This window comes from Achromobacter aloeverae (genome assembly GCF_004121055.1).
Taxonomy (GTDB): Bacteria; Pseudomonadota; Gammaproteobacteria; order Burkholderiales; family Burkholderiaceae_B; genus Bordetella_C; species Bordetella_C aloeverae.
Genome location: NZ_PYAL01000001.1, coordinates 489,076 through 513,590, shown reverse-complemented (window position 1 = coordinate 513,590; position 24,515 = coordinate 489,076). Strand labels below are relative to the sequence as shown.

Annotated in this window: 21 protein-coding genes; 8 read left to right on the top strand and 13 right to left on the bottom strand. The window is 62.7% G+C overall.

The genetic code is table 11. The features are described from left to right. The first annotated feature begins 153 nt into the window (after nt 1-153). The 3 genes from C7R54_RS02280 to C7R54_RS02270 all read left to right on the top strand — a co-directional run bounded on the left by C7R54_RS02280 (nt 154) and on the right by C7R54_RS02270 (nt 2,057). A complete protein-coding gene (locus C7R54_RS02280; protein ID WP_129148565.1) occupies nt 154-1,257 on the top strand; it encodes a substrate-binding domain-containing protein in 1,104 nt (367 codons plus the stop codon). A gap of 168 nt (nt 1,258-1,425) precedes the next feature. Next, nucleotides 1,426-1,674: a type II toxin-antitoxin system Phd/YefM family antitoxin gene (locus tag C7R54_RS02275; RefSeq protein WP_129148564.1), complete on the top strand. Its 249-nt coding sequence runs from the start codon at nt 1,426-1,428 to the stop codon at nt 1,672-1,674. After that, nucleotides 1,671-2,057 carry a type II toxin-antitoxin system VapC family toxin gene (locus C7R54_RS02270; protein WP_129148563.1) on the top strand — a complete coding sequence of 129 codons (387 nt, stop codon included), beginning with the start codon at nt 1,671-1,673 and terminating at the stop codon, nt 2,055-2,057. The genes C7R54_RS02275 and C7R54_RS02270 overlap by 4 nt, the downstream gene beginning before the upstream one ends. 24 nt (nt 2,058-2,081) lie before the next feature. On the opposite strand, the gene C7R54_RS02265 is transcribed toward C7R54_RS02270, so the two are convergent. The 5 genes from C7R54_RS02265 to C7R54_RS02245 form a co-directional block, all read right to left on the bottom strand. Then, entirely contained in the window at nt 2,082-2,774 is a 693-nt protein-coding gene (locus tag C7R54_RS02265; RefSeq protein ID WP_129148562.1) for a hypothetical protein, read from the bottom strand. Nucleotides 2,775-2,941: 167 nt separating this feature from the next. Continuing rightward, on the bottom strand, nt 2,942-3,886 hold the full coding sequence (locus tag C7R54_RS02260; RefSeq protein ID WP_158021128.1) for an isocitrate lyase/PEP mutase family protein: 945 nt from the start codon (nt 3,884-3,886) through the stop codon (nt 2,942-2,944). Nucleotides 3,887-3,888: 2 nt separating this feature from the next. Then, complete coding sequence (locus C7R54_RS02255; protein ID WP_129148560.1) at nt 3,889-4,395, bottom strand: LeuD/DmdB family oxidoreductase small subunit; 507 nt, start codon at nt 4,393-4,395, stop codon at nt 3,889-3,891. Then, on the bottom strand, nt 4,388-5,674 hold the full coding sequence (locus C7R54_RS02250; RefSeq protein ID WP_129148559.1) for a 3-isopropylmalate dehydratase large subunit: 1,287 nt from the start codon (nt 5,672-5,674) through the stop codon (nt 4,388-4,390). Before C7R54_RS02250 ends, C7R54_RS02255 begins: the two co-directional genes overlap by 8 nt. A 16-nt stretch (nt 5,675-5,690) precedes the next feature. Further along, a complete protein-coding gene (locus tag C7R54_RS02245) occupies nt 5,691-6,683 on the bottom strand; it encodes a Bug family tripartite tricarboxylate transporter substrate binding protein (RefSeq protein WP_129148558.1) in 993 nt (330 codons plus the stop codon). 205 nt (nt 6,684-6,888) lie between these two features. Between C7R54_RS02245 and prpR the strand changes: the two genes are divergently transcribed. After that, a complete protein-coding gene (prpR, locus tag C7R54_RS02240) occupies nt 6,889-8,925 on the top strand; it encodes a propionate catabolism operon regulatory protein PrpR (RefSeq protein WP_129148557.1) in 2,037 nt (678 codons plus the stop codon). 46 nt (nt 8,926-8,971) lie between these two features. On the opposite strand, the gene C7R54_RS02235 is transcribed toward prpR, so the two are convergent. Continuing rightward, a complete protein-coding gene (locus tag C7R54_RS02235) occupies nt 8,972-9,223 on the bottom strand; it encodes a hypothetical protein (protein ID WP_129148556.1) in 252 nt (83 codons plus the stop codon). 157 nt (nt 9,224-9,380) lie between these two features. On the opposite strand from C7R54_RS02235, the gene C7R54_RS02230 reads away from it, so the two are divergent. Next, a complete protein-coding gene (locus C7R54_RS02230) occupies nt 9,381-9,617 on the top strand; it encodes an AbrB/MazE/SpoVT family DNA-binding domain-containing protein (RefSeq protein WP_129148555.1) in 237 nt (78 codons plus the stop codon). A 455-nt stretch (nt 9,618-10,072) separates the two neighbouring features. Here the strand turns inward: C7R54_RS02230 and C7R54_RS02225 are convergent, their stop codons facing one another. The 3 genes from C7R54_RS02225 to C7R54_RS02215 form a co-directional block, all read right to left on the bottom strand. Next, entirely contained in the window at nt 10,073-10,456 is a 384-nt protein-coding gene (locus C7R54_RS02225) for a hypothetical protein (protein ID WP_129148554.1), read from the bottom strand. Nucleotides 10,457-10,573: 117 nt separating this feature from the next. Next, nucleotides 10,574-15,532 (bottom strand): TDP-N-acetylfucosamine:lipid II N-acetylfucosaminyltransferase family protein, encoded by a 4,959-nt coding sequence (locus C7R54_RS02220; RefSeq protein WP_129148553.1) that lies wholly within the window; start codon nt 15,530-15,532, stop codon nt 10,574-10,576. Between the two features lie 241 nt (nt 15,533-15,773). After that, entirely contained in the window at nt 15,774-17,327 is a 1,554-nt protein-coding gene (locus C7R54_RS02215; RefSeq protein ID WP_129148552.1) for a flagellin N-terminal helical domain-containing protein, read from the bottom strand. Between the two features lie 419 nt (nt 17,328-17,746). On the opposite strand from C7R54_RS02215, the gene C7R54_RS02210 reads away from it, so the two are divergent. Genes C7R54_RS02210 through C7R54_RS02200 form a run of 3 tightly spaced genes read left to right on the top strand, consistent with a single transcriptional unit; the run spans nt 17,747 to nt 20,501 of the window. Continuing rightward, complete coding sequence (locus C7R54_RS02210; protein WP_129148551.1) at nt 17,747-19,024, top strand: ATP-grasp domain-containing protein; 1,278 nt, start codon at nt 17,747-17,749, stop codon at nt 19,022-19,024. 4 nt (nt 19,025-19,028) lie between these two features. After that, nucleotides 19,029-19,796: a TylF/MycF/NovP-related O-methyltransferase gene (locus C7R54_RS02205; RefSeq protein ID WP_129148550.1), complete on the top strand. Its 768-nt coding sequence runs from the start codon at nt 19,029-19,031 to the stop codon at nt 19,794-19,796. Between the two features lie 18 nt (nt 19,797-19,814). Further along, complete coding sequence (locus tag C7R54_RS02200; RefSeq protein ID WP_129148549.1) at nt 19,815-20,501, top strand: class I SAM-dependent methyltransferase; 687 nt, start codon at nt 19,815-19,817, stop codon at nt 20,499-20,501. Here the strand turns inward: C7R54_RS02200 and C7R54_RS02195 are convergent. The 4 genes from C7R54_RS02195 to C7R54_RS02180 form a co-directional block, all read right to left on the bottom strand. Then, entirely contained in the window at nt 20,491-21,480 is a 990-nt protein-coding gene (locus tag C7R54_RS02195; protein ID WP_129148548.1) for an aspartate aminotransferase family protein, read from the bottom strand. The two genes, C7R54_RS02200 and C7R54_RS02195, sit on opposite strands and share 11 nt — an antisense overlap. Before the next feature lie 5 nt (nt 21,481-21,485). After that, nucleotides 21,486-22,205, bottom strand: coding sequence for a WbqC family protein (locus tag C7R54_RS02190; RefSeq protein ID WP_129148547.1), 720 nt, complete (start codon nt 22,203-22,205; stop codon nt 21,486-21,488). Further along, entirely contained in the window at nt 22,205-23,338 is a 1,134-nt protein-coding gene (locus C7R54_RS02185; RefSeq protein ID WP_129149404.1) for a DegT/DnrJ/EryC1/StrS family aminotransferase, read from the bottom strand. Before C7R54_RS02185 ends, C7R54_RS02190 begins: the two co-directional genes overlap by 1 nt. A gap of 168 nt (nt 23,339-23,506) precedes the next feature. Further along, the gene (locus C7R54_RS02180; RefSeq protein ID WP_129148546.1) at nt 23,507-24,259 is read right to left on the bottom strand and encodes an RNA polymerase sigma factor FliA; all 753 of its coding nucleotides are present in this window, start codon (nt 24,257-24,259) and stop codon (nt 23,507-23,509) included. Between the last annotated feature and the right edge of the window lie 256 nt (nt 24,260-24,515).

Here is a 24,515-nt window from a genome sequence, read left to right as displayed (position 1 = left end):
GGCTCCTGAGGTTCTGTGTATGTGCGGTCATCACATTAATATGCAAAAAAAAGCATATAAATCGATGCCGTAGTCTCCTTGCCGCGACTCTAAATCCACTTGGCGTCGCATTCAATATGAAATTATTTGCTTATTAGACGTAAACTCCGGCCCATGAACGACTCCAACGGCAAGGACCCTGGCGGCACCTTCCGCGTCGCGCTGCGGCCAGGCTGGTGGCTGGACGGGGATGACGCGGATGGCGGCATCCCCCTGAAGGACGTGCTGGCCTTGCTGGCGGCGATCGACGCCACGGGCAACATCGCCGGCGCCGGGCGCGCTTGCGGCCTGTCCTATCGCCATGCCTGGGGCGTGCTGCGCAGGTTCGAGGCCTTGTTCGGCGTTCCGCTGCTCGTCACGCATCGGCGCCAGGGCACCGAGCTGACGCCTTTCGCGCAGCGCCTGCTATGGGCCAATCGTCGTATCGAGGCGCGGCTGATGCCCATGCTGGACAGCCTGGCTTCCGAGCTGCAGGAAGAATTGCAGCGCCTGTTGCCGGAGGGCAAGCCGCATCTGCGCCTGCATGCCAGCCACGGTTTCGCGGTCGAGGCGCTGATGCAGCACATGCAGGGGCACGCGCCGGGCCTTGAACTACGCTACCGCACCGCCAGCGAGGCGCTGGCGGCGCTCGATGCCGGCGAATGCGACCTGGCCGGCTTCCAGGTGCCGCTGGGCGAGTTCGAGCCGTCCATGCTGGCGCATTATCGGCCGTGGCTGCATCGAGACGACCACCTGCTGGTCCATCTGGCGGTGCGCAACACGGGCCTGTTCGTTCCAGCCGGGAATCCCAAGGGCATCCATGGCATGGCCGATCTGGCGCGGCCGGACGTGCGTTTCGTCAATCGGCAGACCGGTTCCAGCACGCGGCTGCTGATCGAACTGATGCTGCGTCGGCTGGACATCCCCGTGGCGCGGGTGCAGGGCTACGAGAACAGCGAATTCACGCACATGGCGGTGGCGGCGCACATCGCCAGCGGCATGGCCGACACGGGCATCGGCGTGGAGACGGCCGCGCACCGCTTCGGCCTGGATTTCGTGGCGCTGGCGCGCGAGCGCTATTTCTTCGCCTTGCGCAAGGACACCATCGAACAGCCCGCCATGCGCGCGCTGCTGGGCGTCATGCGCGGAAGCGGCTACCGTGACTTCATCGGGCAGCTGGTGGGCTACGACGCCAGCGAGACCGGGAAGATACAGACGTTGAAGGAGGCCTTCGGGTAAGGCGCGAGACACAGGTTCGCCGGCAAGTGGAACTCCCTGGCTTCCTCGGTTACTGGTTGTCTACCCGTTTTGGTTGTCTACCCGTTTGCGGGTGCGAATCGGGCAACTGTGTTTGCTTTCGTCTCTTAGCTAAACTAAGCTAAGGTAAGTCTACGCGGGAGAAGCGCCATGGTCATGGTCAATATGTTCGAAGCGAAATCCTCCTTGTCCCGGCTGGTCGAAGATGTGGAATCCGGACGCGAGTCCGAGATCATCATCGCGCGGAGTGGGCGGCCGGCTGCGCGGCTCGTGCCCATTACGTCCCAACCGCCTGTCGAACGCCGCATCGGCGTGGCCAAGGACAAGTTCGTCCTGCCAGATTCCATCGACGCGCTCAACGATGCGATCGCCGAAATGTTCCATGGGAAAAGCGAATGAGAGTATTGCTGGATACTCACATCGCGTTGTGGGCGTTGCAGGATAACCCCGCGTTGACTACGCAGGCGCGCCAAATCATCTTGTCGCCCGTCAACGAGGTCCACGTCAGCGTTGCATCCCTCTGGGAGATCGGTATCAAACATAGCCTTGGGCGGGGCGATATGCCCATTTCCGCGGAGGCGGCGCTGGCGTTTTTTCAAGAGGCGGGCTACCGCATGCTCGCCGTGGCGCCGGAGCACGTGCTCGAGGTTGAAAAACTACCTTGGCATCACAAGGATCCGTTCGATCGAATGCTCGTAGCCCAGGCTATGTCCGAACCCATGCGCCTGCTCACGCACGACGCACTGGTGGCCCGTTACAGCGACGCGATTCTGCAGGTGTGAGGGCGGATATCCAGCATATCCGGCTTAAGGCTTCTTATTCACGCCCCGCTTGTAGAAGCCGGTGAAAGTGACGTTCAGGCCGCCGCACTTGTCGTTGTCCTCCACCAGGAGATAGGCGCCGCGCCGTACCATTTTGATTCGGCAGTCGTCGGGGCCGCCTTGCGCGTAAGGCAGGGCACCGTCACCCGTCGAGGTGAAGGCAAGCTGCCCATGCTCGGGCTTCACCACGCCCTGCAGGTCGCCCACATGGACGTTGTCGCCGCGGCGCCAGGTAGCGTCGCCAGCCACCGCCAGGGCGTCGCCCTTGGGGGCGATCGTGATCTCGTTGTCGAAGACACGCCACGTGCCTGTCCAGTCCGAGGGGTTCTGGACGTCGGCCGGCGGGGTGTCCAATGAGGCGGCCGGCAGCCATTCCAGGAGCATGTCGCCGCGCGCCGTGACATAGCCGATGCAGACGAAATCGCCTTCCCTGGTGCCGGTCAGCACCATGTCGCCGCGAACCAGGTAGGCCTTGGCCCGGCATTCCTTGCCGTCGCTGGGACAGTGGTTGGCCGAGTCCCCGTGCTTGACGAAATGCACCCTGTCCGGGCTGACCACGGCAGCCCGGGCGTTCTGCAGGTTGATATCGCTCCAGCCGCAACTGGCGTTGGCTGCGAGTGGGAGGAAAGACGCGGTCGCCGCGAACACGGCGCCGCCGAGGATGCGTTTTATGTCCATGCCCGGAGCTTACTCTGGAAGGAGACATCGCGGTCGTCACCCCCAATTTGGGAGATGACCCTGCCGGCCTGCGACCTGGTCGGGGGAAGATACAGACGTTGCGCGAGGCCTTCGGATGATGGCCGAGCCGCGGGTCCGCTATCGCAGGGTAGTGTAAGCAGGGCAGCCTACGCCGGATACCGCGCCTCCCACGCCTCCACGTCTTCCAGCCCCAGGTAGTCGCTGTACTCCGCGCTGGTGAGCATGCGTCCGCGCATGGCGTCGGTGTTGCCGTCCTGGCGCAGGTGTCCCAATGCCTCGCGCATGGTGTAGCCGAGGGCATTGCGCAGCAGCCCGGGATAGATGGCCAGCGCCATCCCCAGGTCCGCCAGGTCCCGGGTGCCCAGGCTGGCCATGGGCCCGCCGGAATCCAGGTTGAACATGCAGGGGATGCGCACCCGTTCGGTGACTTCGCGGATGTCGTCGAGCACGCCTTCGTGGCCTTTCAGTTCGACGAAGACGGCATCCGCGCCTTCGGCCTGGAAGGCGAGTGCGCGTTCGATGGCCGCGTCCAGGCCCAGGGAGGCCGCGCAGTCCGTGCGTCCGATGACCAGCAGGCCGGTGGGCCCGCGCGCTCCCACCGCGGCGGCGATGCGCGCCACCGCCGTTTCGAAGGGCAGGACGGCGCGGGCGCCGGGGAACTGGGCGCAACGCTTGGGCGATTGCTGGTCCTCGATATGGATGGCGGCCACGCCGGCGGCTTCGAATTCCTCCACCGTGCGGCGGATGGCGGCGGCGGCGCCGTAGCCGGTGTCGGCATCGCAGATGACCGGCAGGTCCACGCACGCCGCCACCCGGCGGGCATGCGCCGTGATCATGGTCAGGTCGACCAGGCCGACGTCGGGCTTGCCGAGCAGGCTGGCCGATACGCCGTTGCCGGTCATGTAGACCGCGTCGAATCCCGCGTGCTGGACCATGCGCGCGCCATAGGCGTCGTACACGCCAGGGGCGACCAGCGTCGGCTCGCCGCGCCCTGCGCGTGCCAGGCGGTCGCGCAAGGCCTGGCGCAGCCGTGCCGGCTTGTCGGCGGCGTGTTGCCAGGCGGCCGCGTCCCTGGATCCTGTCGTTGCCATGGTCATTGTGCGAACCCCCAGTCAGGATACTTGCGCAGATAAGGGATCAGTCCGCCCTCGCGCAGGATGGCGCGGATCTGCGGCGGCAGGGGGCGCAGGGGCTGCTTCAGGCCGCGACCGGGAACCGCGATCTGGCTGGCCTGCAGGTCGATGGCGACCTGGTCGCCGTCGGCCAGGCCGGCGATGTCGCATTCGATCACGAGCAGGCCGTTGTTGATGGCGTTGCGGAAGAACTGGCGGCCGAAGGAGGGCGCCACGATAGCCGCGACGCCCATGCGGTGCAGGATGTGCACGGCCTGCTCGCGCGAGGAGTTGATGCCGAAGTGGCGTCCCGCCGCGATGATGCCGCCGGGCCGGAAACGGCCCGCGAAACCGGGCGCCACGCCCTCGAAGGCGTGCGCGGCGATGTAGGCCTCGTCCTTGCCGGGCAGGTACTTGCCGGAACATTGCGTGTCGGTGTTGACGTCGTCGCCCAGGATGTAGGCCGGGCCGGTAATGATGTCATGCATGGGCAGGCCTCCAGAGTCCGCCGTCGACCGTGCGCGGGTCGGTGATGTAGCCGGTCAGCGCGGACGCCGCCACCGTGGCGGCGGAGCCCAGCCAGATTTCCGCTTCGTGGTTGCCCAGGCGGCCGCGGAAATTGCGGTTCGCGCTGGAGATGGCGACCTCGTGGTCGCCGGGGATCAGGTGGTTGGTGATGCCGACGCAGGTGCCGCAACCGGCGGCCTCGAAGGACGCGCCGGCGGCGGTGAGGATCTCGATCAGGCCTTCGCGCGCGGCTTCCAGGTAGATCTTGCGGGAGGCCGGCGTGACGATCATCCGCACGCCGCGCGCCAGCTTGCGTCCGCGCAGGATGGCGGCGGCCTGGCGTATGTCGTCCAGGCGGCCGTTGGTGCAGGTGCCGATCAACGCGAAATGGATTTTCTGGCGATCGATCTGCGTCACCGGGACCACGTCGTCCACTTCGTGGCGGCGGGCGACCTGGGGCGCCAGGTCGGCGCCGTCGATGGTCACGCGGTTGGCGTAGCGCGCGTCCGCGTCGGCCTTGACGGGGCGGGGCGCGCGGGCGCCGTGCGCGGCCAGCCAGTCCAGCGTCTTCTGGTCGGCTTCCAGCAGGGCGGCCTTGGCGCCCAGCTCGGCGGCGTGATTGGCCAGCGTCATGCGGTCGTCGATCTCCATGGCCGCGACGGCATCGCCGACATATTCGATGGCGTGATAGTTCAAGCCTTCCGCGCCGAAGCGGCCCAGCATGTGCAGGGTGACGTCCTTGGCCCAGACGCCCGGCTGCAGGCGGCCGGTCAATTCGACGCGCGTGGTTTCCGGCACGCGCAGCCACACCTTGCCGGTCTTCATCACCGCGGTGACGTCGGTGCCTTCCACGCCGGTGCCGAAAGCGTTGAAGGCGCCGTAGGTGACCGAATGGGTATCCGTGCCGACGACCAGATCGCCACAGGTCAGGTGGCCGCCTTCGGGCAGCACCTGGTGGCAGATCCCGTCGCCGATGTCGTACAGCGGGCTGCCGTGCTCGTCGGCGAAGCGGCGCATGGCGGTGTGGGTCTGCGCCGCCGCCAGGTTGGGCGGCGGCGAGTAGTGATCCAGCACCCAGGCGGTGCGCGACGCATAGGGCAGCGTTTGCGCGCCCATCTTGTCGACCATGCGGATGGCGTTGGGCGCGCGCGCGTCGTGCACCATGGCGAAGTCCACGTCGGCGACCACGATGTCGCCGGCCTGGACCTCGTCGGCGCCGGCGTGGCGGGCGAGGATTTTTTCAGCAATGGTGGAAGGCATGATGAAGGCCGCGGTGTCAGAGGTTGATATTCAGTTTTTTGATCAGGCCGCCCCATTTCCCGCTTTCCGCGCGGATGTAGCGATCGGCTTCCTGGGGCGTGGTGGGCGCAGGATCCAGGCCCAGCTTTTTCAGTTTCGCGTCCACCTCCTTGTCCTTCAGCGTGGCGACGATGGCCTTGTTCAGGGCGTCGATCACCGCCTTGGGCGTGTGCGCGGGCGCGGTAAAGGCGTACCAGTTGTTGGCTTCGAAGCCAGGGTAGCCCGATTCGGCGATGGTGGGTACGTCGGGCAGGACATCCAGCCGCTGCAAGCCGGTCGTGGCGAGGGGGCGCAGCTTGCCGGCGTTGATGAACTGGACCGCGTCCGTGGGACTGGCGAAGATCGACGCCAGCGTGCCGCCCAGCAGGTCGTTGGTGGCCGGCGCGCCGCCGCGGTAGGCGACGTGCTGGTTCTGCAGGCCCGCCACGGACTTCAGCAGCTCGCCGGCCAGGTGGCCGCTGCTGCCTATGCCGGAGGACCCGAAGGACATGTCGGAATGCGGCGCCTTCGCGGCTTGCACGTATTCGGCGAAAGTGTGGATCTTGCTGTTGGCGTTGACCACCAGCACGTTGGAGAACGACACGGCCAGGGAGATGGGCTCCATGTCGGCGATCGGGTCGTACGACAGCTTGCTCAGGTGCTGGTTCACCGCCAGCGACCCTATCGTGCCCAGCATGATGGTGTAGCCATCCGGCGCCGCCTTGACCAGGGCGTCGGACGCGATATTGCCGCCGGCGCCGGGACGGTTGTCGATGATGATGTTCTGCTTCAGTTCCCTGGACAGGACGGGCGCCATGATGCGGGCGACCGTGTCGGAACTGCCGCCGGCGGCGAAGCCGACCAGCAAGCGGATGGGGCCCCGGCTGGGGAAGGTGTCCGCGCCGGCGGCCTGCGCGTTGGCGCCGGCGGTGGCGAGCGTACAGCAAGCGGCAAGCACGCCGAACGCGCGTCGCAAGGTTGGGGTCTTCACTTTTGTCTCCTGTTTTTCCGAGGTCTGTGCGCCAGGGTGGAGAGCATCATGCAAGATCGGTGCCAACTTGTGGCGCCCTTGGGCACGGCCTCGTGGAGGGCTGCGCCTAGGCCCTTATACCGGCCCTCCAGGAAATTACCAATACGCCCTAAGTGTTTCATCATTGAAAATGCAGTGATTCAAATACGCATCACTTTCCTGAAACGTGAATCACCCTTCCGCCCATACCTCGGTCGCGCGGCCCGTCGACGCCGGCCCGGCGCGCCTGCCGGTCATCCACGCCGTGACGGGGCATGGCTTGTTCGAAAGCCTGCGTCAGATCGCGCCGGAGTTTTCAGGGCGGGCCAGGGTCGAGCTGCTGCACGATGCCTTCGAGTCCGCGCTGGTCACCTTGAAGCAGTCGGTGGACCAGGGGCGCTGCGACGTGGTGGTGGCGTCCGGCAGCAATGGGGCGTATCTGCGCGCGCGCCTGCCGGTGCCGGTAGTGCAGGTCCAGGTCGGCGGCTATGACCTGATGGCGGCCCTGGCGACGGCGCGCGAGCTGTCGCCGCGGATCGCGGTGGTGCTGCATCACGAGGTTTCGGCGGCCTTGCGGCGTTTCATGCGCGGATTCAATGTGGACGTGGAGTTGCGCACGTATGAAACGCGCGAGGACGTCGTTCGCTGCGTGGGAGAGCTGGCGGACCGGGGCGTGGACGTGGTGGTGGGGGCCGGCATGGTCGCCGACCATGTCCGCAAGGCAGGTCTGACCGCCGTGCTGCTGTACTCGCTCGATTCGGTGCGTGCCGCCATGGAGACGGCCCTGGCCATTGCCGAGGCGCAGCACAGGGAGCGCGCGCGCAGGGACCATTTCGACCTGGTGCTGCGGCACCTGAACGATGGGGTGGTTGCCGTCGACATGCAGGGGCGCATCACGACGTTGAATCCCGCGGCGGCCCGCATCATCGGTGTCGCGGGCCATCCCGGCCATGCGCTTGCCGGTCCGGCGCTCGCCGCGACCGGCGTTTCGAAGGCCGCTTCGGCACCGGGCCGGTTGTTGGCGGAGGTGGCGCCTGGCTTGACGCCCCGGGCCGTCCTGGAACAGGGGCGGTCCGAACTGGGGCGCGTGGAGGATGTGCGCGGCCAGTCGCTGGTCATCGACGCCGTGCCGATGTATGAGGCGGGCGTCCAGACCGGCGCTGTCCTGACACTGCATCCGTCGCAACCGCTGGAGCGGGCCGTGGGGCGGCTGCGGGCGCACAGCCACCGGCGTTCCCGTTCGGCGCGCTATACCCTGGACGGCCTGGTTGCCGCATCCGAACCGATGCGGGAACTCGTGCATCGCTGCGAAGTGCTGGCGCGGGCGAGCGATGCATCGGTCTTGATCCAGGGCGAAAGCGGGTCGGGCAAGGAAGTGGTGGCGCAGGGCATCCATCGCGCCAGCCGTCGCCATGCGCGGCCTTTCGTCGCCATCAATTGCGGCGCTTTTCCCGAGCAGCTATTGGAAAGCGAGTTGTTCGGCTACGAGGAGGGCGCTTTCACGGGGGCGCGACGGCAGGGCAAGGCGGGGCTTTTCGAGGCGGCGGATGGCGGCACGCTATTGCTCGACGAGGTTGGGGAAATGCCCTTGCCGCTGCAGACGCGGCTGTTGCGGGCCTTGCAGGAGAAGGAGGTCACGCGTGTCGGCGGCATCGACGCCATTCCCATCGACGTGCGCATCATCGCGGCCACGCACCGTGACCTCGCGGCCATGGCGCGGCAAGGTTCGTTCCGGCATGACCTGTTCTACCGGCTGCACATTTTGCAGGTGCGGGTGCCGCCGCTGCGGGAGCGTCCGGAGGACATCGCGGCCCTGGCCGCGGAGCTGTTGCCCGCCGCGTTGGCGCGCCTGGGCGCCGGGGAACTGGCGGCGCCGGCCCTGCGCGCGGTGCTGCCCTTGCTGGCGGCGCACGATTGGCCGGGTAATGTGCGGGAACTGGAGAACGTGATCGAGCGGATGGCGCTGGAGTGCCTGTTGGCGGGGGAGGTGCCGGCGGTGTCGGTGTTGCGGGATGTGGTGGATCCGGCTGGCGGGATGACCGGGCGCGGGGAGATTGCGGCGACGGAGGAGGGCGCCAGCCTGGAGGCAATGCAGCGGGCAGCGGAGATCCGGCACATCCGTGAGGTCATGCACGCCCATGGCGGCAACCAGGCCAGCGCGGCCAGGGCGTTGGGGATCAGCAGGACGACGCTGTGGCGGAAGTTGAGGGTGGGGGAGCGGTGAGTCTCGTGCTACGCGGCGATCGCCGCTAGCGTACGCAATTCGCGCATCAGGGCAGGCTTCCCTGCTGGCTTGATAGCTTGTCCTTTGCCTCGTGAATCGCAGGCGTCGATTGTGCCGGCGTGGCGACGATGCCGCGACAGGTGTCGCAGACAGCGACGAGCAGATCTTTCACCACGTCGTTGCCGCTCTCGAATGGGATATCTCGCCGGCAGAATGTCGTGCTCACCAATGCTTTGCAGTGCGGGCAGATAGCCTTGCTTTTATCGCCGTCGAGAAAGAACGGGATCTTCGCTGTCACGTTATGGACCTCGGCGTGGGTGCATGGTTGCGCGGGGCGCAGCGGTCCTGATCGGCGGCGCAAGAATTAGACGGTGGGTGGCGGGTATCGGCAAATCGCTCCAGAAGGGGGGCTGGTCTCTCCCTGGATTGAGATCGGGACAAATGGAGACGTCATTGTGGCAACAGCGACTGTTCGTTCGAAGGGGCGGGTCACGATCCCGCTGGACGTTCGCAATCAACTCGGCTTGCGCTTCGGAGATCGCATCGAATTCAGCTTTAACGGGTCTACGGGCCGGTATGAAGTCTATCCGGCCATGCGCCCGCTTGTGTCGCTAAAGGGGGTTGTAAAGAAACCGGTGAAACCAGTATCGGTCGAAGATATGAACAGGGCTGTCGCGGAGAGTGGGGGATAGGGTCTATACGTTAAAGCGTATAGGGGTTAGGTGCATCTATACGCTTTAGTGACTAAAAGCCCTGTCGTGCCGTATTGGCCTTTCTTGCCGAAATATTGTCTGTTCGTCATGCAAAGGCGCGTTTTCCTGAGAGACCTCAGCCGAGATGGGGCGTGCGGTCCTTAACCTATCTGCTTTTTCGAGCAAGTCTTCAGTGCCAACGACGTGAGCTTGACCTCACGGTCGTTGCCACTGGCGGCCGGCCGCGAGTTCCGCATCTTCGACGCCAGGGGCCAAGCTATCCCGCTGGAAATCGTGCGGCAGTGGTTCACGTTCGTGCGGATATTCATGCCCTTCCTCCTTGTTGAGCATCAGTTCTTTAGAACGGCAACGTTCAGGAAAACTAAAGCCCCACCGAGGTGCGGATCCGCACTTCCGCGACTATGGATGTCGTCGCGTCGCCAACCGGGATCGGCTTACTGCGCCGAGCAAGTCATCGAGGATGCGGCGCCATGCTTGTCGGCCGCCACGGGCGTGCGGAATTTGCAATTGCCCTTGGTGCCGTTGGGTACGGGCAGCAAGAGCAGGGACGGCTTCGCGCCTTGTTGTCCGCCGTAGGAACAGATCACGGACAGCGGCGATTGCGCCGTGGCTTCGTAGTAATAGGTGTAGGTAAGGAACCCGTCCTGGGTCTGCTCGTCGTCCTGCTCGAACTCCGAGAGGGCGTCGGCATCCTGGTCGGCGGGGCCGCCGGTGGCCATGGAGGCGTGGGTCAGTACAGCATGGCCATTGAGGGGCGAGCCCATCAGGCGTGCGCCAGCCTGCGCCTTGTAGCCGCTGTCGAGGGCCGGTGGACACATCAATGCGGCAACCGGTGGCGAGGCAATCGCGGAAGCGGATACGCTATACGCGGCCAACAGAATGCAACCTTGAAGGACGTTCCGCAGATAGTGCATATGATCCACAATGTGCTCTTGTCAGACTATCTGGGCAGCCAATTCGAACTGCGACTTCAACAGCCTCAATATGGCTGAGCGGCTGATCTGCGCTTGCAGGGCGGCGCGTTGGCTGTCTGCCTGCTCCCTGGACAGCAGGGGCAGATCCGCCAAGCGGGTGCACGCGGCAAACGCTTCATAGGAAAGGGGCTGGGTCTGCATTTGCGTCAGAATTTCCCAGCTTGGGTTGACCAACTCAGCTCCGTCAACGAGGATGTTTTTACGTAGAACAGTGCCGGCGCCGAAATAGAGTGCCGTCACCATGTTGCCAAGCGCTTGCTGGCGGTTGTGCGCGGTAATCAGGAATTTGGCATTGGCCAGCATGTCCGTGTATTTCGCCAATGGGATGAAATCCGTCAACAGGCGGGTTTGCCTCGTCAGGTTCAACTTCTGGATCAATCTGATGAGTGACTGCTTGTAGTCGTTGGACACGTTGTACGAGAGCGGCAATATGATCTCGTAATCCTTGATGTCGCTCTTGCCGGCCAGGTGTTCAAGGATTTCCCCGTGCAAGTTGCCGGCATCCCCGCTGTTACCGACAAAAATCACATTGGACTTGGCGTCGGGTACCGGTACGGTTTCCAGGTCCAGCGCCGGCGGGTACATGATCTGCAGTCGTGGCTTTTCTCCGTACGTGTTGCAGAACAGGCGGTAGTCGCCTTCGGTGACGCTGGCGACGGCATCTACATGTTCGACGATATCGAACAGCGGTTTACCGGCATTGATGGGACCATAGAGATCGCCGCCCCATATGCCCCAGATTACCTTGGCGCGAGGCCCGATGGCCTTGACCAGCGACTTCTGCCAGTCGAAGAACAGCCCATGGACAAAGACCCCTTGCACACCCGGACGGAGGCAAAGATCGACGATCTTCTGGAAATCGGTCCTTTTGTCGAAGAAGTAGGCGTGTTCGTTGTTCTGGATGTCGTTGTCGTAACCGTCGACCGATCGTTCGCGCTCGATGAAGATCTGATGCACGAACGCGTCGCCCAGGGAGGCATCATCAAGCATGTTGATCAGTCCCTGCACGTGCATGTTGTTGTAGCAGATGTGCAGGTAGTACTTTTTTCCAGTATCGGTCAGCGTAGGCAGCGGACGCTGCGTGGATGTCGACGCCGGCGCAAGCTGTTTCGCTGGTGGCGACGCCTTGGTGGTTCCCCAAGCTTCCAAAAGCAGCCAAGGAGCCCTTTGGGCCGCGTATTTGTCAGAGGCACTGGCCGGGTCCGGTATCTGGTCAAGTCGTAACACGGCACCTGGCGTATATACCAGGCGAGTTTCTTCGTACCCCAGGTTTATCAAGCGGTTGCCGATATCGGTGCCGGCATGCTCGCCGAGGAGATAGTCGCCCCAGCCCTGTGCCGCTGAAAAGGCCTTGCGCGAGAAGGAGACATTGCCTTCAAGAGTCGGCAGCGACGGAATGATTTCGGCGCCCAGATCCCAGTGAGCCGGCACTGTGCCCCCCCCAGTCGTGCGGCAGCCGCCACGAACCGCCACGGCGTCGCGGATGTTGTGCGCATCGATGTGCGCCTGTATCAGGCCCGGCTCGGGGAGGCCGCGTGCGTCGAGAAATAACAGGATAGGGGCGTTGGTGTAAAGGACGGCAAGGTTGCGGGCCAGGCACTCGCCGGCACCGCCACGAGTTTCAATATAGGCATCCAGCAAGTGCAACACGCTATCGAACTCGGAACGGGGGGCGCCGTTGCTCAGCAGAACGACTTCCAGATCGTCCCCGGATTGTTCCCGCAACGTCGCCAGGCAAGCCGGGACATGGTCGCCCACGCGGTCCGCAACCAGTATCACGCTGACCTTGGCCTGGGCCCGATTCCTCAGTACTTGTGCATCCGCCAGCCAGAAACTGTACAGGTATCCCTTGCGCGGGTATCCCTCGGCATTGAGGCGGACGGACAAGTCGCGCAGCAGGGCAGCATTGGGGGTGTCATCATCGCACGGGCCCAGTTCGCCTTGACCGAGCAAGGCGTGGGACAACAGGAAATATGCGGTGTCGTTGCGCGGCTCGCGGGCCAGCATGCTAACGCAACGCTTGATCAAGACCTCAATGGCATGCTCGCTCCAGCGAGGCAGGCTCCTCGCCAGGTGAACGGCTTCGACAGCCTCGTTCCGGTTGCGTGCATTGTGCACCGCAAGCACCATATCACGGCCTATGGCCTTGGCGATGTAGCGATCATCCAGATAGGCCTGCGCTTGGGAATCGTCAGCGGAATCCGTTGCAAGGATTTCGTAGGTGGCGTCCTCGAAGCCGTAGCCCAGATGCAGGATGCAGGCCAGCTTTTGCCTGCTGGCGGCGTCCATCAGCGCCAGGCGGGCCGGCGTCGGCACGAATATCGCGTCGGCGCGTAATAACGCTGTTGGCGGAAGTGTTTGGCTGCCGGCAAGGCCAGAAGCGTGGCCTACCTCTGGATGATGGAGGCAATGCAGGCGGAAACCCTGCGACAGGGCCCATGATTCCAGTTCAGCCAGCATTGGTTGACCGACGTGGGTGGCGTGGAACACCACGCGGGCATCGATCACCAACGCCTTGGCCAATGCCTGGGAGCCATGCGCAAGAATGGTTGCGCTCGGCCCTTCCGCATCGAGCAATAACCAGTCTATGGTGGGCAGGCCGTTGATGTTGTCCAAGGCAGTTGTCTGCATGGGGCGCTGGAAAAGGACGCGCCCGCCAGCCAATGGGTCGGCTGAATCGGCGTCCAAGGGGCGGAGCAATCCGCTCAGCTTCGGATCCAGGCATTCGTTCAGGGTCGCCGGCTCGCCATTGCCAAGCGCAAGACCGTTCAGATAATGCACGCCTTCGCGCTGGGTAAGCACGTGGTCGCGCTTATCGCCCTTGGCATCGAAGACCACGGCCTCGAGCATCCTCAACGCCACCATCCCTTCGGTAGAGGGGCGGTCCAGCAGACGGCCGCCGCTGTCCACGGCGATCAGCTTGCCTTGCAGTGCCCACTGAAATCCAATTTCCTCAGGGGGCAGGGCCGGCTGCACAAGCTTTACCGGGTCGGTTTCACCTTCGAATCTTGCGCCCCCATTCTTGTCGAGGTACAAGGCAGCGGGCGCCTTTCCCTCGCAATACCTCTGCCATATCGCGCGTAGCGCATTAGCCATATTGCCGGCATAGCGCGCGCCGTCGCAGACGGGCGATTCCAGCAGTACCTTGCGAAGATTGCCGCGTATCGTTGCCAGGTTGTCCAGGTCGCTTACCAGCGCCACGGCGCGGGCCCGATATTCATCCCAATCGCCAGCAACCAGGTCCGGCATCCCGGCGTTGACCAGGTGGGTCGCAGAGTGCCGGCCCGCAAACGTGGGACCAGGCAGGGTCACCACCGGGACACCCATGATCATCGCTTCGCAAGTGGTCAGGCCGCCGGAATACGGCCATGGGTCGAGCGCGACGTCGACCTCGTTGTAAGCGCGGAGCAGATGGTGATGAATCGAATGGCCGGAGAAACGTATCCTGTCCTCGTCCACGCCATGGGCCTGCATGGTGTCGAGCACCATTCTCTGCATGACGGGACTGTCGTAGGGACCGCTCTTGAGCAGGAGGCGAGACCCCGGAACCGCATTCAGCAGGTGGGCCCATTCCGTGAGCACGACGGGGTTGATCTTGGTCGGGTTGTTGAAGCAGCCGAAGGTCACATACCCGTTTTGCAGCGCCGGCAGAGGGCCGACTGCGGGGACGTGCGAGGGCGGCATGTAGCAGATATAGTCATCCGGCATGCGGATGAGTTTTTCCGTGAAGCCCGTGTCCACGCCCGGCGGCGACTCCACGGCGTCGGTAATCAGGTAATCGATGCTCTCGATGCCGGTGGTATTGATGAGTCCGCCCACCCATTTGACGATCAGCGGCGCCGGCTCGTGGGTGAGGGCGCGCATATGGGTACCGGCGCCATAGCCTGCCAGGTCTATGAGGATATCGATCTCATCTTCACGGATCTGCTCGATGAACTGTTCGTCGGTCAAGTAGGTGACGACCTGCCAGCGGGTGCAGAAACCCTTGATCCGGTGGGTAATGTAGTCCGAGACGGCGCTGGTGGAGTATGCGTAGATTTCGACGCCCTGCTTGACCAGTTGCTCCAGCGCGGTCGCCGTCATCGCACCGACGGGGTGCTGGCGGAAGCCGTCCGAGAACATGCCTACCCGCAAGCGCTTGTCGGGAGATTTGTCTCGCGGCACGGGGCGCGTGCTCTTCGCGTCCTTGGCAAAAAGGGCGCCGATTTCGCGGCAGGCGGCCTCGATTTCCGCTGCCGTCTTTTCCGGCATGTAGTGCAGGAGCGACAGCAGGTTCGACTGGGAGTTGACGTCAAGAGGCTGGTGCTGAAGCGCCTTCCGGTAGGATCGTTCGGCATCCGCCAGCCGGCCGATATCGCGCTGCGCATTGCCCAGGTTGTTGAGGTGCGCATGGGCGGCGTCCGGGCGGGGATCCGCGACGATCAGATTCTGGAGCAGCTCGATGGCTTCCGCCTGGCGATGCAGGCGCGTCAGGATCAAGGCCTTGAGCGCCTTGGCATTCAGACGCCCCGGTTCGAGTTTCAGCGCCAGGTCGACGTGCTTGAGCGCATCGTCCAGTTCGTCGGTCCGTAGCAAGGCGCTTGCGAGGCCGTGATGTGCCTCTATCTGCTGGCCGTCCAACTCGATGGCTTTGCGAAAGTGGCCTATTGCCAGGGCGATATTGTTGGCGAGAACCTCGATTTGCGCCAACAGCAGCCAGACAGGAGCCGGATCCTTGGAAAGCGTCCGGGCCTGTTCGGCCGCATCCCTTGCCTGATCATGTTGTCCGGCGTCGCACAATTGGCGGCCCAGCGCCAGCCAACCGGCCGCGTCGGTGGGGGTGCGGTGGGCGACGGTCAGGGGCTTGGCGGTCGTCGCCTTGCGCGCGACCCGGGCGGAAGGAAGTCGATTCAGCAGGCGAGCGGGATTTTGCTTGGACATGATGACACTGGACGGCAGATGGTAGCCGCTAGTGTAGGAAGGTCGGAAGGGAATGAATCCCCCGGAAAACGCGATATTTCGTGCCTAATCCCTCATAACATCGCGGTCCGGCGACGCTTGCCGGTCGCCAGGCGCTTGCCGGGCAGTGGCCGGAAACATGAAAAAGCCCCGGCTCGCGCGTGAACGCGAGCCGGGGCCGGTTTCTACTGGAGACCGTTGCCGGCCCCCAGAGAGGTACGACTTAGCGCAGCAGCGACAGGACCGTCTGCGGCACTTGGTTGGCTTGCGCCAGAACCGAGGTGCCAGCCTGTTGCAGGATCTGAGCACGGGTCATGTTCGACACTTCGGTCGCGTAGTCGGCGTCTTGAATACGCGAACGGGCGTCGGACAGGTTGTTGACCGTGTTGTTCAGGTTGGTGATGGTCGATTCGAAGCGGTTCTGGATCGCGCCCAGGTCGCTACGGAACGAGTCAACCTGCGAGATGGCCTTGTCGATGTTGTTCAGCGGATCGACGTTGGCTTCCGTGCCGGCGGTGATCTTGCCGGTGGAATCGGCGGTGGCATTGTAGTACGTGGTCGTACCGTCGCTGCCGACGCTCTTGATGTACAGGCTGCCGTTGGTGCCCTTCTCCAGGGAGTTGGTGCCACCCAGGCTGGCGAAAGCGTCGGTCGTGTTGTACGCAACGGCGGCCACGGTGGCCACGGCGGCGGTGCCCGGGAGCGTCAGGACGTTGCCGGCGGTGACTTCGCTGAAACCGGTGGCCGTGGCAACAGCGGCCGCGTCCTTGGTGCCCAGGGTGACCTTGCCGGTCGTCAGGTCGATCGAGTTGCCGCCCGTGCCGATGGTCCAGGTGTTCGTGCCATCCGAAACCACCAGCGTGCCGCCAGCGTTCGACTGGTACACGTTGAAGGAGGGATCGCCAGCGGCGTTCGTGGCGGTGGCCGCCTTGGCGGTGTCGAGGTCAACCAGGGAGCCCGAGCCATCCACGAAGGTGGTGGCGCCGGCAACCACGGACACGCCAGCCGCGGAGCCGCCGGCCGTCGTGTTGTACGACACGGTGTTGGCGGTGGCGTTGAACGTGGCGGCGAACAGCGAACCGCCAGCCTTCGCGTACAGCTTGCCGTCGTCGCCGACGACCAGCGTCGGGGCAGCCGGGGTGGCGCCCGTGTAGGTCAGGTCGACCGTCACGGCCGACTTGGCGGCGGTACCGGCGACGGCGTCCTTGAAGTTGCCGGCAGCGGTCAGCGACGTGCTGGAAACGCTCTTCGTCACGTCCAGGTTGGTCAGGCCCAGGGTCGACGAGTTGATCTGCTTCAGGTTGACGTTGATCGTCTCGTTGTCGTTCGCGCCGACTTGGATGGTCAGCGTTTGATCGCTGGCCAGCACCTTCACGCCGTTGAACTGGGTCTGTTGCGACACGCGGTCGATTTCAGACAGGCGCTGCGTGATTTCAGCCTGGATCGAGGACAGGTCGCTGGCCGAGTTCGTGCCGTTGGCGGCTTGAACGGTCAGTTCGCGGATACGCTGCAGGTTGTTGTTGATTTCGTCCAGCGAGCCTTCGGTCGTCTGAGCGATCGAGATGCCGTCGTTGGCGTTGCGAGCAGCCTGGGTCAGGCCGTTCACGTTGGCGGTGAAGCGGTTGGCGATGGCTTCGCCAGCGGCGTCATCCTTGGCGCTGTTGATGCGCAGGCCGGAGGACAGGCGGGTGATCGCGGTGCCCAGGGCGGACTGCGACGTGTTCAGGTTGTTTTGTGCAACCAGCGACAGGTAGTTGGTATTGATAACCGAAGACATGTATAGCTCCCGAGAGAGAAAGGCTTCTTCAAACTGGGCAGCTATCGCTACCCACAGATGCGGCGCTCGCCCGGTTGGACCGAAACGAAGTGTTCCGCTGCCTGGATAACGACGGCGTTACTCGGATCTTTAGGGTCGTTTTTCGAAGATTGCCGAAAATTTCCGGTTTTCTTTGCACCAAGTTGGTGCATTGATGGATTTAGGAGTAGCGTTGGACCGCGACCCGAGGGCGTTGGCTTCCCTCGGTGACAGATGAACGCCTTTATGCGGTGTTTTCGAGCTATTGCAGCGCGCTTCGGCGTGAGAGGATGCCCCACCGTCGGTAAGCGTGGCAGCCTGTGGTGGTTTCAAGTAGTTACGTTTCCAAGACCGCCCTGGACCGGGCTGCCCCCCATCTTTATCGCTATTCTTTTCCGCCCATGAAGAAAGTTCGTGTTCTGGTGTTCCCCTGCGGCTCGGAAAATGCGGCCGAAGTCCACCAGGCGCTGCGTTACTCCGTTCACGTCGAGATCCTCGGCGCCTCGAGTGTCGAGGATCATGGCCGGTTCCGTTTCGACAACTATATCGGCGGCGTGCCTAACATTGCCGACCCGTCCTTCGACCAGGCTTTTCATCGCATCATCATCGAGAACAGGATCGATCTTGTGTTCGCGACGCATGACAGCGTGTTGAACCATTTGGCGCCTCGCGCGAAATGCATGGGATTCTTCCTGGTCAACGGCGATCCCGAGGCGGCGGCCGTAGCGCGTAGTAAGCGAAGGACCTATGCGCTGTTCTCCGGCCTGGATTGGGCCCCCGCCACGTGGGCCTCGCCAGAGGACGTGCCGCAGTGGCCAGTAGTAATCAAGCCGGACGAGGGCCAGGGCGGGCAGGGTGTGTCCCTTGTGCACGACCTCGGGCAAGCACGGGCCGTGCTCGCCCAGGGGCCGGACAACCTCATTGTGGAGTACCTGCCGGGCGCGGAATTGACGGTCGACTGCTTTTCGGATGCCGACGGGGCACTCGTATGGGTGGGGCCGCGCACTCGGGAGCGGGTGAGGGCGGGTATCAGTATGCGATGCCAGCTATGGCCGGAGTCCTCGCCTGAAATCAGCGCCATTGCGGGAGAAATCAACGGTCGGCTACGGCTGCGTGGTCCGTGGTTCTTCCAACTGAAAGCGGATTCACTTGGGCGCTGGAAGCTACTGGAGATTTGCTGCCGGATCGCGGGCTCGATGGTTGCCCAACGAGCACGTGGCGTCAATCTCCCCTTGATGGCCGTGCAGGATTATCTGGGTCGCAAGCTGGCGGCGCTTCCTTCCGGCGCCGTCAGCGTGGTGGATCGCAATATTGCTACGCGTGCCGCGCTGGACGTTGAGTTCGATACGGTGTTCGTCGATCTCGACGATACCCTTGTCATGAACGGGCATGCCGTGCCGATAGTGTTGGCTTTCCTCCATCAATGTGTCGCCCAGGGCAAGCGCATCAAGCTGATCACGCGCCATGCGGCAATCGTAGGGGAGACATTGGCGGCCGCGCACATCGCCCCCACGCTGTTCGACGAGATCATCCATCTGCGCAACGGCGAACCAAAGGGCGACTATGTCAGCCCCCGTTCCATATTCATAGACAACTACTTCCCGGACAGGCTGGACGTCGCTCGCAAGACGGGCGTGCCCGTGCTTGATGTAGACGCCGTGGAATTCTTCCTGAGATAAGGACATGGTTACTTCCAATTCGAACGTCCCCGATTTTCTCGATGTCCTGCGATCGGAGCGGCGTGACTTGCTCGCACGCTTGCGCGCTACCCGCTTCCCAGTGGTCAAGCCCGGCTACAGCCAGGCGCAGGTCGTGCCGCACGCCACTTATGCTCCATGGCTGGATGACGCGCCTTTTATGAAGGTGTATGAGGTTATTAGCGCCAATACCTTGGTCGATATTTACCGCTGTTATGAGCTCACCACTCTGGCACGGCAAGTGGCCTCCTTGCCGGGCGATCTTGTCGAGGTGGGCGTATGGCGAGGTGGTACGGCGGCGTTGCTGGCGCATGCCGTACCCGAAAAGAACATCGCGTTGTTCGACACCTTTAGTGGCGTTGCCAAGGCGGATGCAGCCTATGACACCCTTTACAAGGGAGGCGAGCATGCCGATACGGATCGCGACATCGTTACTCGCCTATTTGATGAGTTGGGCCTGCGTTGCGCAATCCATGCCGGCATGTTTCCTGACGATACGCTGGATGGCCTGCCGGGCAGGATCAGCCTTGCGCACATCGACGTCGACACCTATCTGTCCGCAAAGGAGTCATTCGATGTGATCTGGCCTCGGGTGGTCCAAGGCGGCATGGTTGTGTTTGATGATTATGGATTCTGGGGATGCGAAGGTGTCACCCAATTTGTCAATGAGGACTGCAGCGGGCTGGCCGATGGCGTATTGATTCACAACCTAAATGGTCACGCCGTCGCCATCAAGACGTCCAAGGCGAACTGAACCGGCCGCGGCTCCAAGATGAAGAAAATCGCACATTACCAGACGCTGGAGTACGACCGCATCGTTACCCTGATGCGGAGCTATGCGCGCGATCGCGCCGGCTTGCGTGTCCTTGATTTCGGTTGCGGCCTCGGGAAGTTTCTTGCCTGCTTCAAGGAGCTGGGCTTGGACGTCGTGGGCGTCGACATGAACCTGGACTATGTGGCGAGGGCGCGCGAACAGGGATATTCCGCATATGCCCCCGAGGAATTCTTCCGCAGAAACGATGCGCCTTTCGACGTCATCTTCCTTAGCCATTTGGTGGAGCATGTCGCGCCGGACGACTTGGTTGGCTTGATTCCGAGGCTATGTGCCCTGCTTGGCGAGCATGGCCGGCTAGTGCTCTTGACCCCGACGCCAGGTGAGCGTTTTTATCACGACTTCTCTCACATACGGCCCTATCTCCCACAAAGCATTCGGCATGCTTTCGGTAACACCGGGATGCCCCTATCGTATGGGGAGGCCGCGTTGATCGAGCTTGTCGATATCTACTTTTTCCGCGATCCGTATCGTACACGGGGCTGGCGCTCTTTCTATGTGGGCAGCGGCGTCAAGCGTATGTTGACACGCTGGCTCAACGCCGCGTTCGATGGTCTCTGGCGGCTGTCGGGAGGCCGGATAGGTGTTCAGGCATCGTGGTTGGGCGTATATCGGATCAAGCGCTGACCGCCGAAAGAATGATCGCTACGATCCGCTCCATGTCGTTCCTGTCATAGCGCTGGTCGCAGGGCAGCGGCAGGCAATTCCGGACAAGGCGACTTTCGATCGTGCCCGGGGGACAGCGAGTCAGCACCTCGGGCCAGTATGTTGCGGCGTAGATCCGGTCCTGCATCAGTGCTTCCCTGAGTCCAACGTCACTGGTGACAAAGGGGTAGCATAGCGGGCCATCTATCGTAGGCAGCTGCACGTTCAACAGATTCAAATGCCCGAGATGGTCATGCAGGATGCGGAAATTCTCGTTGCGACGTGCCCGTGCGCCCGAGGTGTCCACTGCGCTTAGCAAGCGTTGCGTCAGTGTGGACATCGCGCGCGGCCGAGTGTCCGCCAAGGTGGCTTCGGATGCCTGGAAATCCGCGTAGCCACGCTCGGCGTCATATGCGAGGCGCTTGAGCAGATGCGCGGTGCGGGGCATCGAGTCATCTTCGGGTAGAACCACGTCCTCGGCAATGGCGCTACTGACCAGCAGTCCTCCATCAGGAATCCCAAAGAACTTTCGTGGCGAGTATATCGTCGCGAGGCATTCCTTCGGCTCGCAAAAGAATGCCTGCGAGTGATCCAGTATTACCTGCTCGGGCGCGATACGTCGAAGCAGTTGGGTGGTCTGTTGGCCGCAAATGCCGAAATAGTTGACGTAGAGAAGGCAATCCGTGGCGCGTGGCGTGACTTCCTTGCTCACGGCGAGTTGTTCATCAAGCGTGTAGAAGGCAATCTCGATACCCAGCGCACGAATGGGTGCCAACATGGCGTCGCAGATGTAAAACGGCATCCATACTCGATGCGGCTCGATTTTTTGCAACAGTAGGTGCAGTGCCGCACGCGCCGACTGCAGCGCAAGTGACTGTGGGTATGGCGAGAACCCTGGCCTGTCGCGCTCCAGCTCGAAATAGCCTCCGATCGCATCGGGTCGTTGCGTGCCGCCAATCATGGAGTTCAGTGAGCAAGTGGGGGGCTGGTTATAAGATCGTATTCGCGCAGGAGTCGCTGCGCGCCTTCCTTGCCGACCTCCATGAGGACATCGGCTATCGACAGATGCGGCGTAAACGGCTTCGCCCTTTGCGGATAAGGTGATCCGCGGGACTTCAGGAACTGCAATTCTATGCCGTGCGAGCGGAACGTCCCGGTGTCGTATAGCGCCATGCCGCCCACGGAGTTCACATAGTGGCTGGCGCCCTCGCGTGCACAGATTTCCAGAACGCGTGCTTCTCCCGTTGTAGTCCCCATAGGATGCACGTCGCTGGCCAGCACAATACTTGCCGGCAGGTCCAAATGATCGGCCACTATCGATAGCTGATTGCTGAGATAGGATGCCAGGTTGGCTTCCGGGTGGCGGATGATCCTTTCAAGCACAGGGAAGGATTCAGCGAAGTAGGGCGCGCGCCTGTAGCAGTTTTCGAGAGTCTTGCACATCTTGTCGCGCCAATGCGTGCCCGCCTGCACCTGCGTCTCGATTATCTGCTTGTAGGGCGTGGCCTGGTGGAGCGGTACGGTGATATAGCCGGGCAGTCCCGAGATCAGTACGCGGTTGCGGTTGACCCACCCGCCCTTGATGTAGTTGACGTTGTCGTAGATCACGAAGCGGTCAGCCGCGACAAGCAGTTGCCAGTACCCAAGATAGGGCAGGAAATACGGCTGCATGATCGCCAGGCGCATCAGGTCCTCGCCAGGTTCGCGATCAGCTCCACGATTTCGTCCAACTGTTCCAGGGGTAGATTCGGATACATCGGCAGGCAGATAACCTGATTGGCGGCCCGAGTCGCGATGGGAAGGTTTTCCGTTGTCGCTGACGCCTGGCCGCGGTACATCGGGAAGTCACTTATCAAGGGATAGAAGTAACGGCGAGCATAGATGTTGCGGGCCCTCAGCGCGAAGAACAGATCATCCCTGCTGTGCCTGTATTCGGGACCGATGAAGATGGGGAAGTAGGAATAGTTCGGCTCCAGCCCCTCTACCGGGGTCATGACGGAGACTCCTGGTATGTGAGCCAATCCTTCACGGTACCTCGCGTCGCGCAGTCGGCGCTCGTCGATGGCCTTCGCTACCCCCTTAAGCTGCAACAACCCGAACGCCGCATTGATTTCGCTCATCTTGCCGTTGATGCCCGGCGCGACGACCGTGGTTTCATCGGCAATACCGAAATTCTTCAGATAGTCGATACGCTTCTTGGTTTTCGCGTCCTGGGAAATGATCGCGCCGCCTTCGAAGGTGTTGAACACCTTGGTGGCATGGAAACTGAGTACCGACAGATCGCCATGATTGAGCAGGCTTGCGCCCCGGTAGCGCACGGCGAATGCGTGGGCGGCGTCGTATATCACCTTCAGTCCATAGAGGTCGGCGATTCGTTGTATTGCATCGACGTCGCAGGGGTAACCATAGCAATGCACCGGCATGATGGCCGTGGTGTGCGGCGTGATGGCCGCCTCTATACGTGCTGGGTCCATCGCCATGGTGGCGGGGTTGATATCCACGAACACGGGTTTAATGCCATTCCACACCAGGGAATGTGCCGTGGCGACGAAAGAGTAGGGCGTAGTGATAACTTCGCCGGTGACCCGCAAGGTTTGCAATGCCGACATCAAGGCCAGGGTCCCGTTGCTGAACAGGCTGATGTACGGCACTCCCAGGTATTGGCATAGCGCGTCCTCCAACTGCTGATGGAACGGCCCACCATTGGTCAGCATCTTGCTGTCCCATATCTGCTGCAGATATGGCAGGAATTCCTCCAGCGGCGGCAGCGTCGGCTGGGTGACATAGACGTTGGATTTTTGTAATGGATACGCGGCCATCGTCGGAGCGGGTGGCAGCGTATCGATAACGGGAGCGGGCAAGCTGGAGGGTGCAACCGCGGATAGCGGCTCGTTCACTCTCTGGTTCATCTCGCGGGCGTGTGACGTATCCATGGTCGCGAATCCGGATAAGGATGGGGATATACAGAAAAAGTGGGAAGCCTTGCTTCAAACCACCTGCGCCAGCAACCCATGCCCCGGCATTTCCCGCCAGGACTGGCTATGCATATAGGCCCGCAGCCGCGCCGTCGCCTGGCTGCGCAACTGGCACACGCGCGCCTCCGTGACTTCCATGATGGCGCCGATCTCCTTGAGATTCAGCCCTTGCTCGTAATAGAGGGAGAGCAACAGCTTCTCGCGGTCGGGCAGGGCGTCGATGGCCTCTACCAGCACCTGGCGGAAGTCGCCCGCCAACAGGTTGTCCAAGGGATTGGCGCCGGACGATGCGGCCGCGCCATTGCTCCAATCGGAATCGCCGCCGTCGCCGCCGCTCTCGGCGCCGAAGTCCTCGTAGTGCACGATCTGCACGCCTTGCGCGTCGTACAGCATCTCGTGGTACTCGTTCAGCGGCATGTCCAACTGCGCGGCGATCTCGGATTCGGTCGGCGCCCGCATCAGGCGCTGACCCAGGTGAGCCACCGCCTGCTCGATGCGCTTGGCCTTGCTGCGCACGCTGCGCGGCAGCCAATCCTGGTTGCGCAATTCATCGAGCATGGCGCCGCGGATGCGCGACGTGGCATAGGTCTCGAATTGCGCATCCGCGGTTTCCTGGTAACGCCGCGCGGCATCCAGCAGGCCGATCATGCCGGCCTGGATCAGGTCGTCCAGCTCGACGCTGGCCGGCAGCCGGGCGAGCAGCTGCAACGCAAGCTTGCGCACGAGCGGGGCATAGTCGGCCAGGCTGTCTTCGGGGTGGGGCATTGCGCTTTGACTTACGTAACCTTGGGGCGACGGAATAGTCCGTGTTGTTGTCCAAAGACCACAGACTATCCATGGCCTTAGGACTATCCCGGGGGGCGTGAGGCCCCACGGGCGGACTTTTGACTTCTTCGTGCAATTGTCGGCATTCCGCCCCGATCCATTCGGCCAAGGACGCAAGGATTTGAACGCTTATTTACAGAATTGCCCCAAACTAGGGAATTCTTTGTTGCTATATATATCCTTGAAGTGCGATATT

What these genes read in the sequence shown, in the direction of transcription:
- C7R54_RS02280 (WP_129148565.1), top strand. Translation starts at nt 154, where the DNA reads ATGAACGACTCCAACGGCAAGGACCCTGGCGGCACCTTCCGCGTCGCG.
- C7R54_RS02275 (WP_129148564.1), top strand. Translation starts at nt 1,426, where the DNA reads ATGGTCATGGTCAATATGTTCGAAGCGAAATCCTCCTTGTCCCGGCTG.
- C7R54_RS02270 (WP_129148563.1), top strand. Translation starts at nt 1,671, where the DNA reads ATGAGAGTATTGCTGGATACTCACATCGCGTTGTGGGCGTTGCAGGAT.
- C7R54_RS02265 (WP_129148562.1), bottom strand. Translation starts at nt 2,774, where the DNA reads ATGGACATAAAACGCATCCTCGGCGGCGCCGTGTTCGCGGCGACCGCG.
- C7R54_RS02260 (WP_158021128.1), bottom strand. Translation starts at nt 3,886, where the DNA reads ATGGCAACGACAGGATCCAGGGACGCGGCCGCCTGGCAACACGCCGCC.
- C7R54_RS02255 (WP_129148560.1), bottom strand. Translation starts at nt 4,395, where the DNA reads ATGCATGACATCATTACCGGCCCGGCCTACATCCTGGGCGACGACGTC.
- C7R54_RS02250 (WP_129148559.1), bottom strand. Translation starts at nt 5,674, where the DNA reads ATGCCTTCCACCATTGCTGAAAAAATCCTCGCCCGCCACGCCGGCGCC.
- C7R54_RS02225 (WP_129148554.1), bottom strand. Translation starts at nt 10,456, where the DNA reads ATGTGTCCACCGGCCCTCGACAGCGGCTACAAGGCGCAGGCTGGCGCA.
- C7R54_RS02220 (WP_129148553.1), bottom strand. Translation starts at nt 15,532, where the DNA reads ATGTCCAAGCAAAATCCCGCTCGCCTGCTGAATCGACTTCCTTCCGCC.
- C7R54_RS02215 (WP_129148552.1), bottom strand. Translation starts at nt 17,327, where the DNA reads ATGTCTTCGGTTATCAATACCAACTACCTGTCGCTGGTTGCACAAAAC.
- C7R54_RS02210 (WP_129148551.1), top strand. Translation starts at nt 17,747, where the DNA reads ATGAAGAAAGTTCGTGTTCTGGTGTTCCCCTGCGGCTCGGAAAATGCG.
- C7R54_RS02205 (WP_129148550.1), top strand. Translation starts at nt 19,029, where the DNA reads ATGGTTACTTCCAATTCGAACGTCCCCGATTTTCTCGATGTCCTGCGA.
- C7R54_RS02200 (WP_129148549.1), top strand. Translation starts at nt 19,815, where the DNA reads ATGAAGAAAATCGCACATTACCAGACGCTGGAGTACGACCGCATCGTT.
- C7R54_RS02195 (WP_129148548.1), bottom strand. Translation starts at nt 21,480, where the DNA reads ATGATTGGCGGCACGCAACGACCCGATGCGATCGGAGGCTATTTCGAG.
- C7R54_RS02190 (WP_129148547.1), bottom strand. Translation starts at nt 22,205, where the DNA reads ATGCGCCTGGCGATCATGCAGCCGTATTTCCTGCCCTATCTTGGGTAC.
- C7R54_RS02185 (WP_129149404.1), bottom strand. Translation starts at nt 23,338, where the DNA reads ATGGCCGCGTATCCATTACAAAAATCCAACGTCTATGTCACCCAGCCG.
- C7R54_RS02180 (WP_129148546.1), bottom strand. Translation starts at nt 24,259, where the DNA reads ATGCCCCACCCCGAAGACAGCCTGGCCGACTATGCCCCGCTCGTGCGC.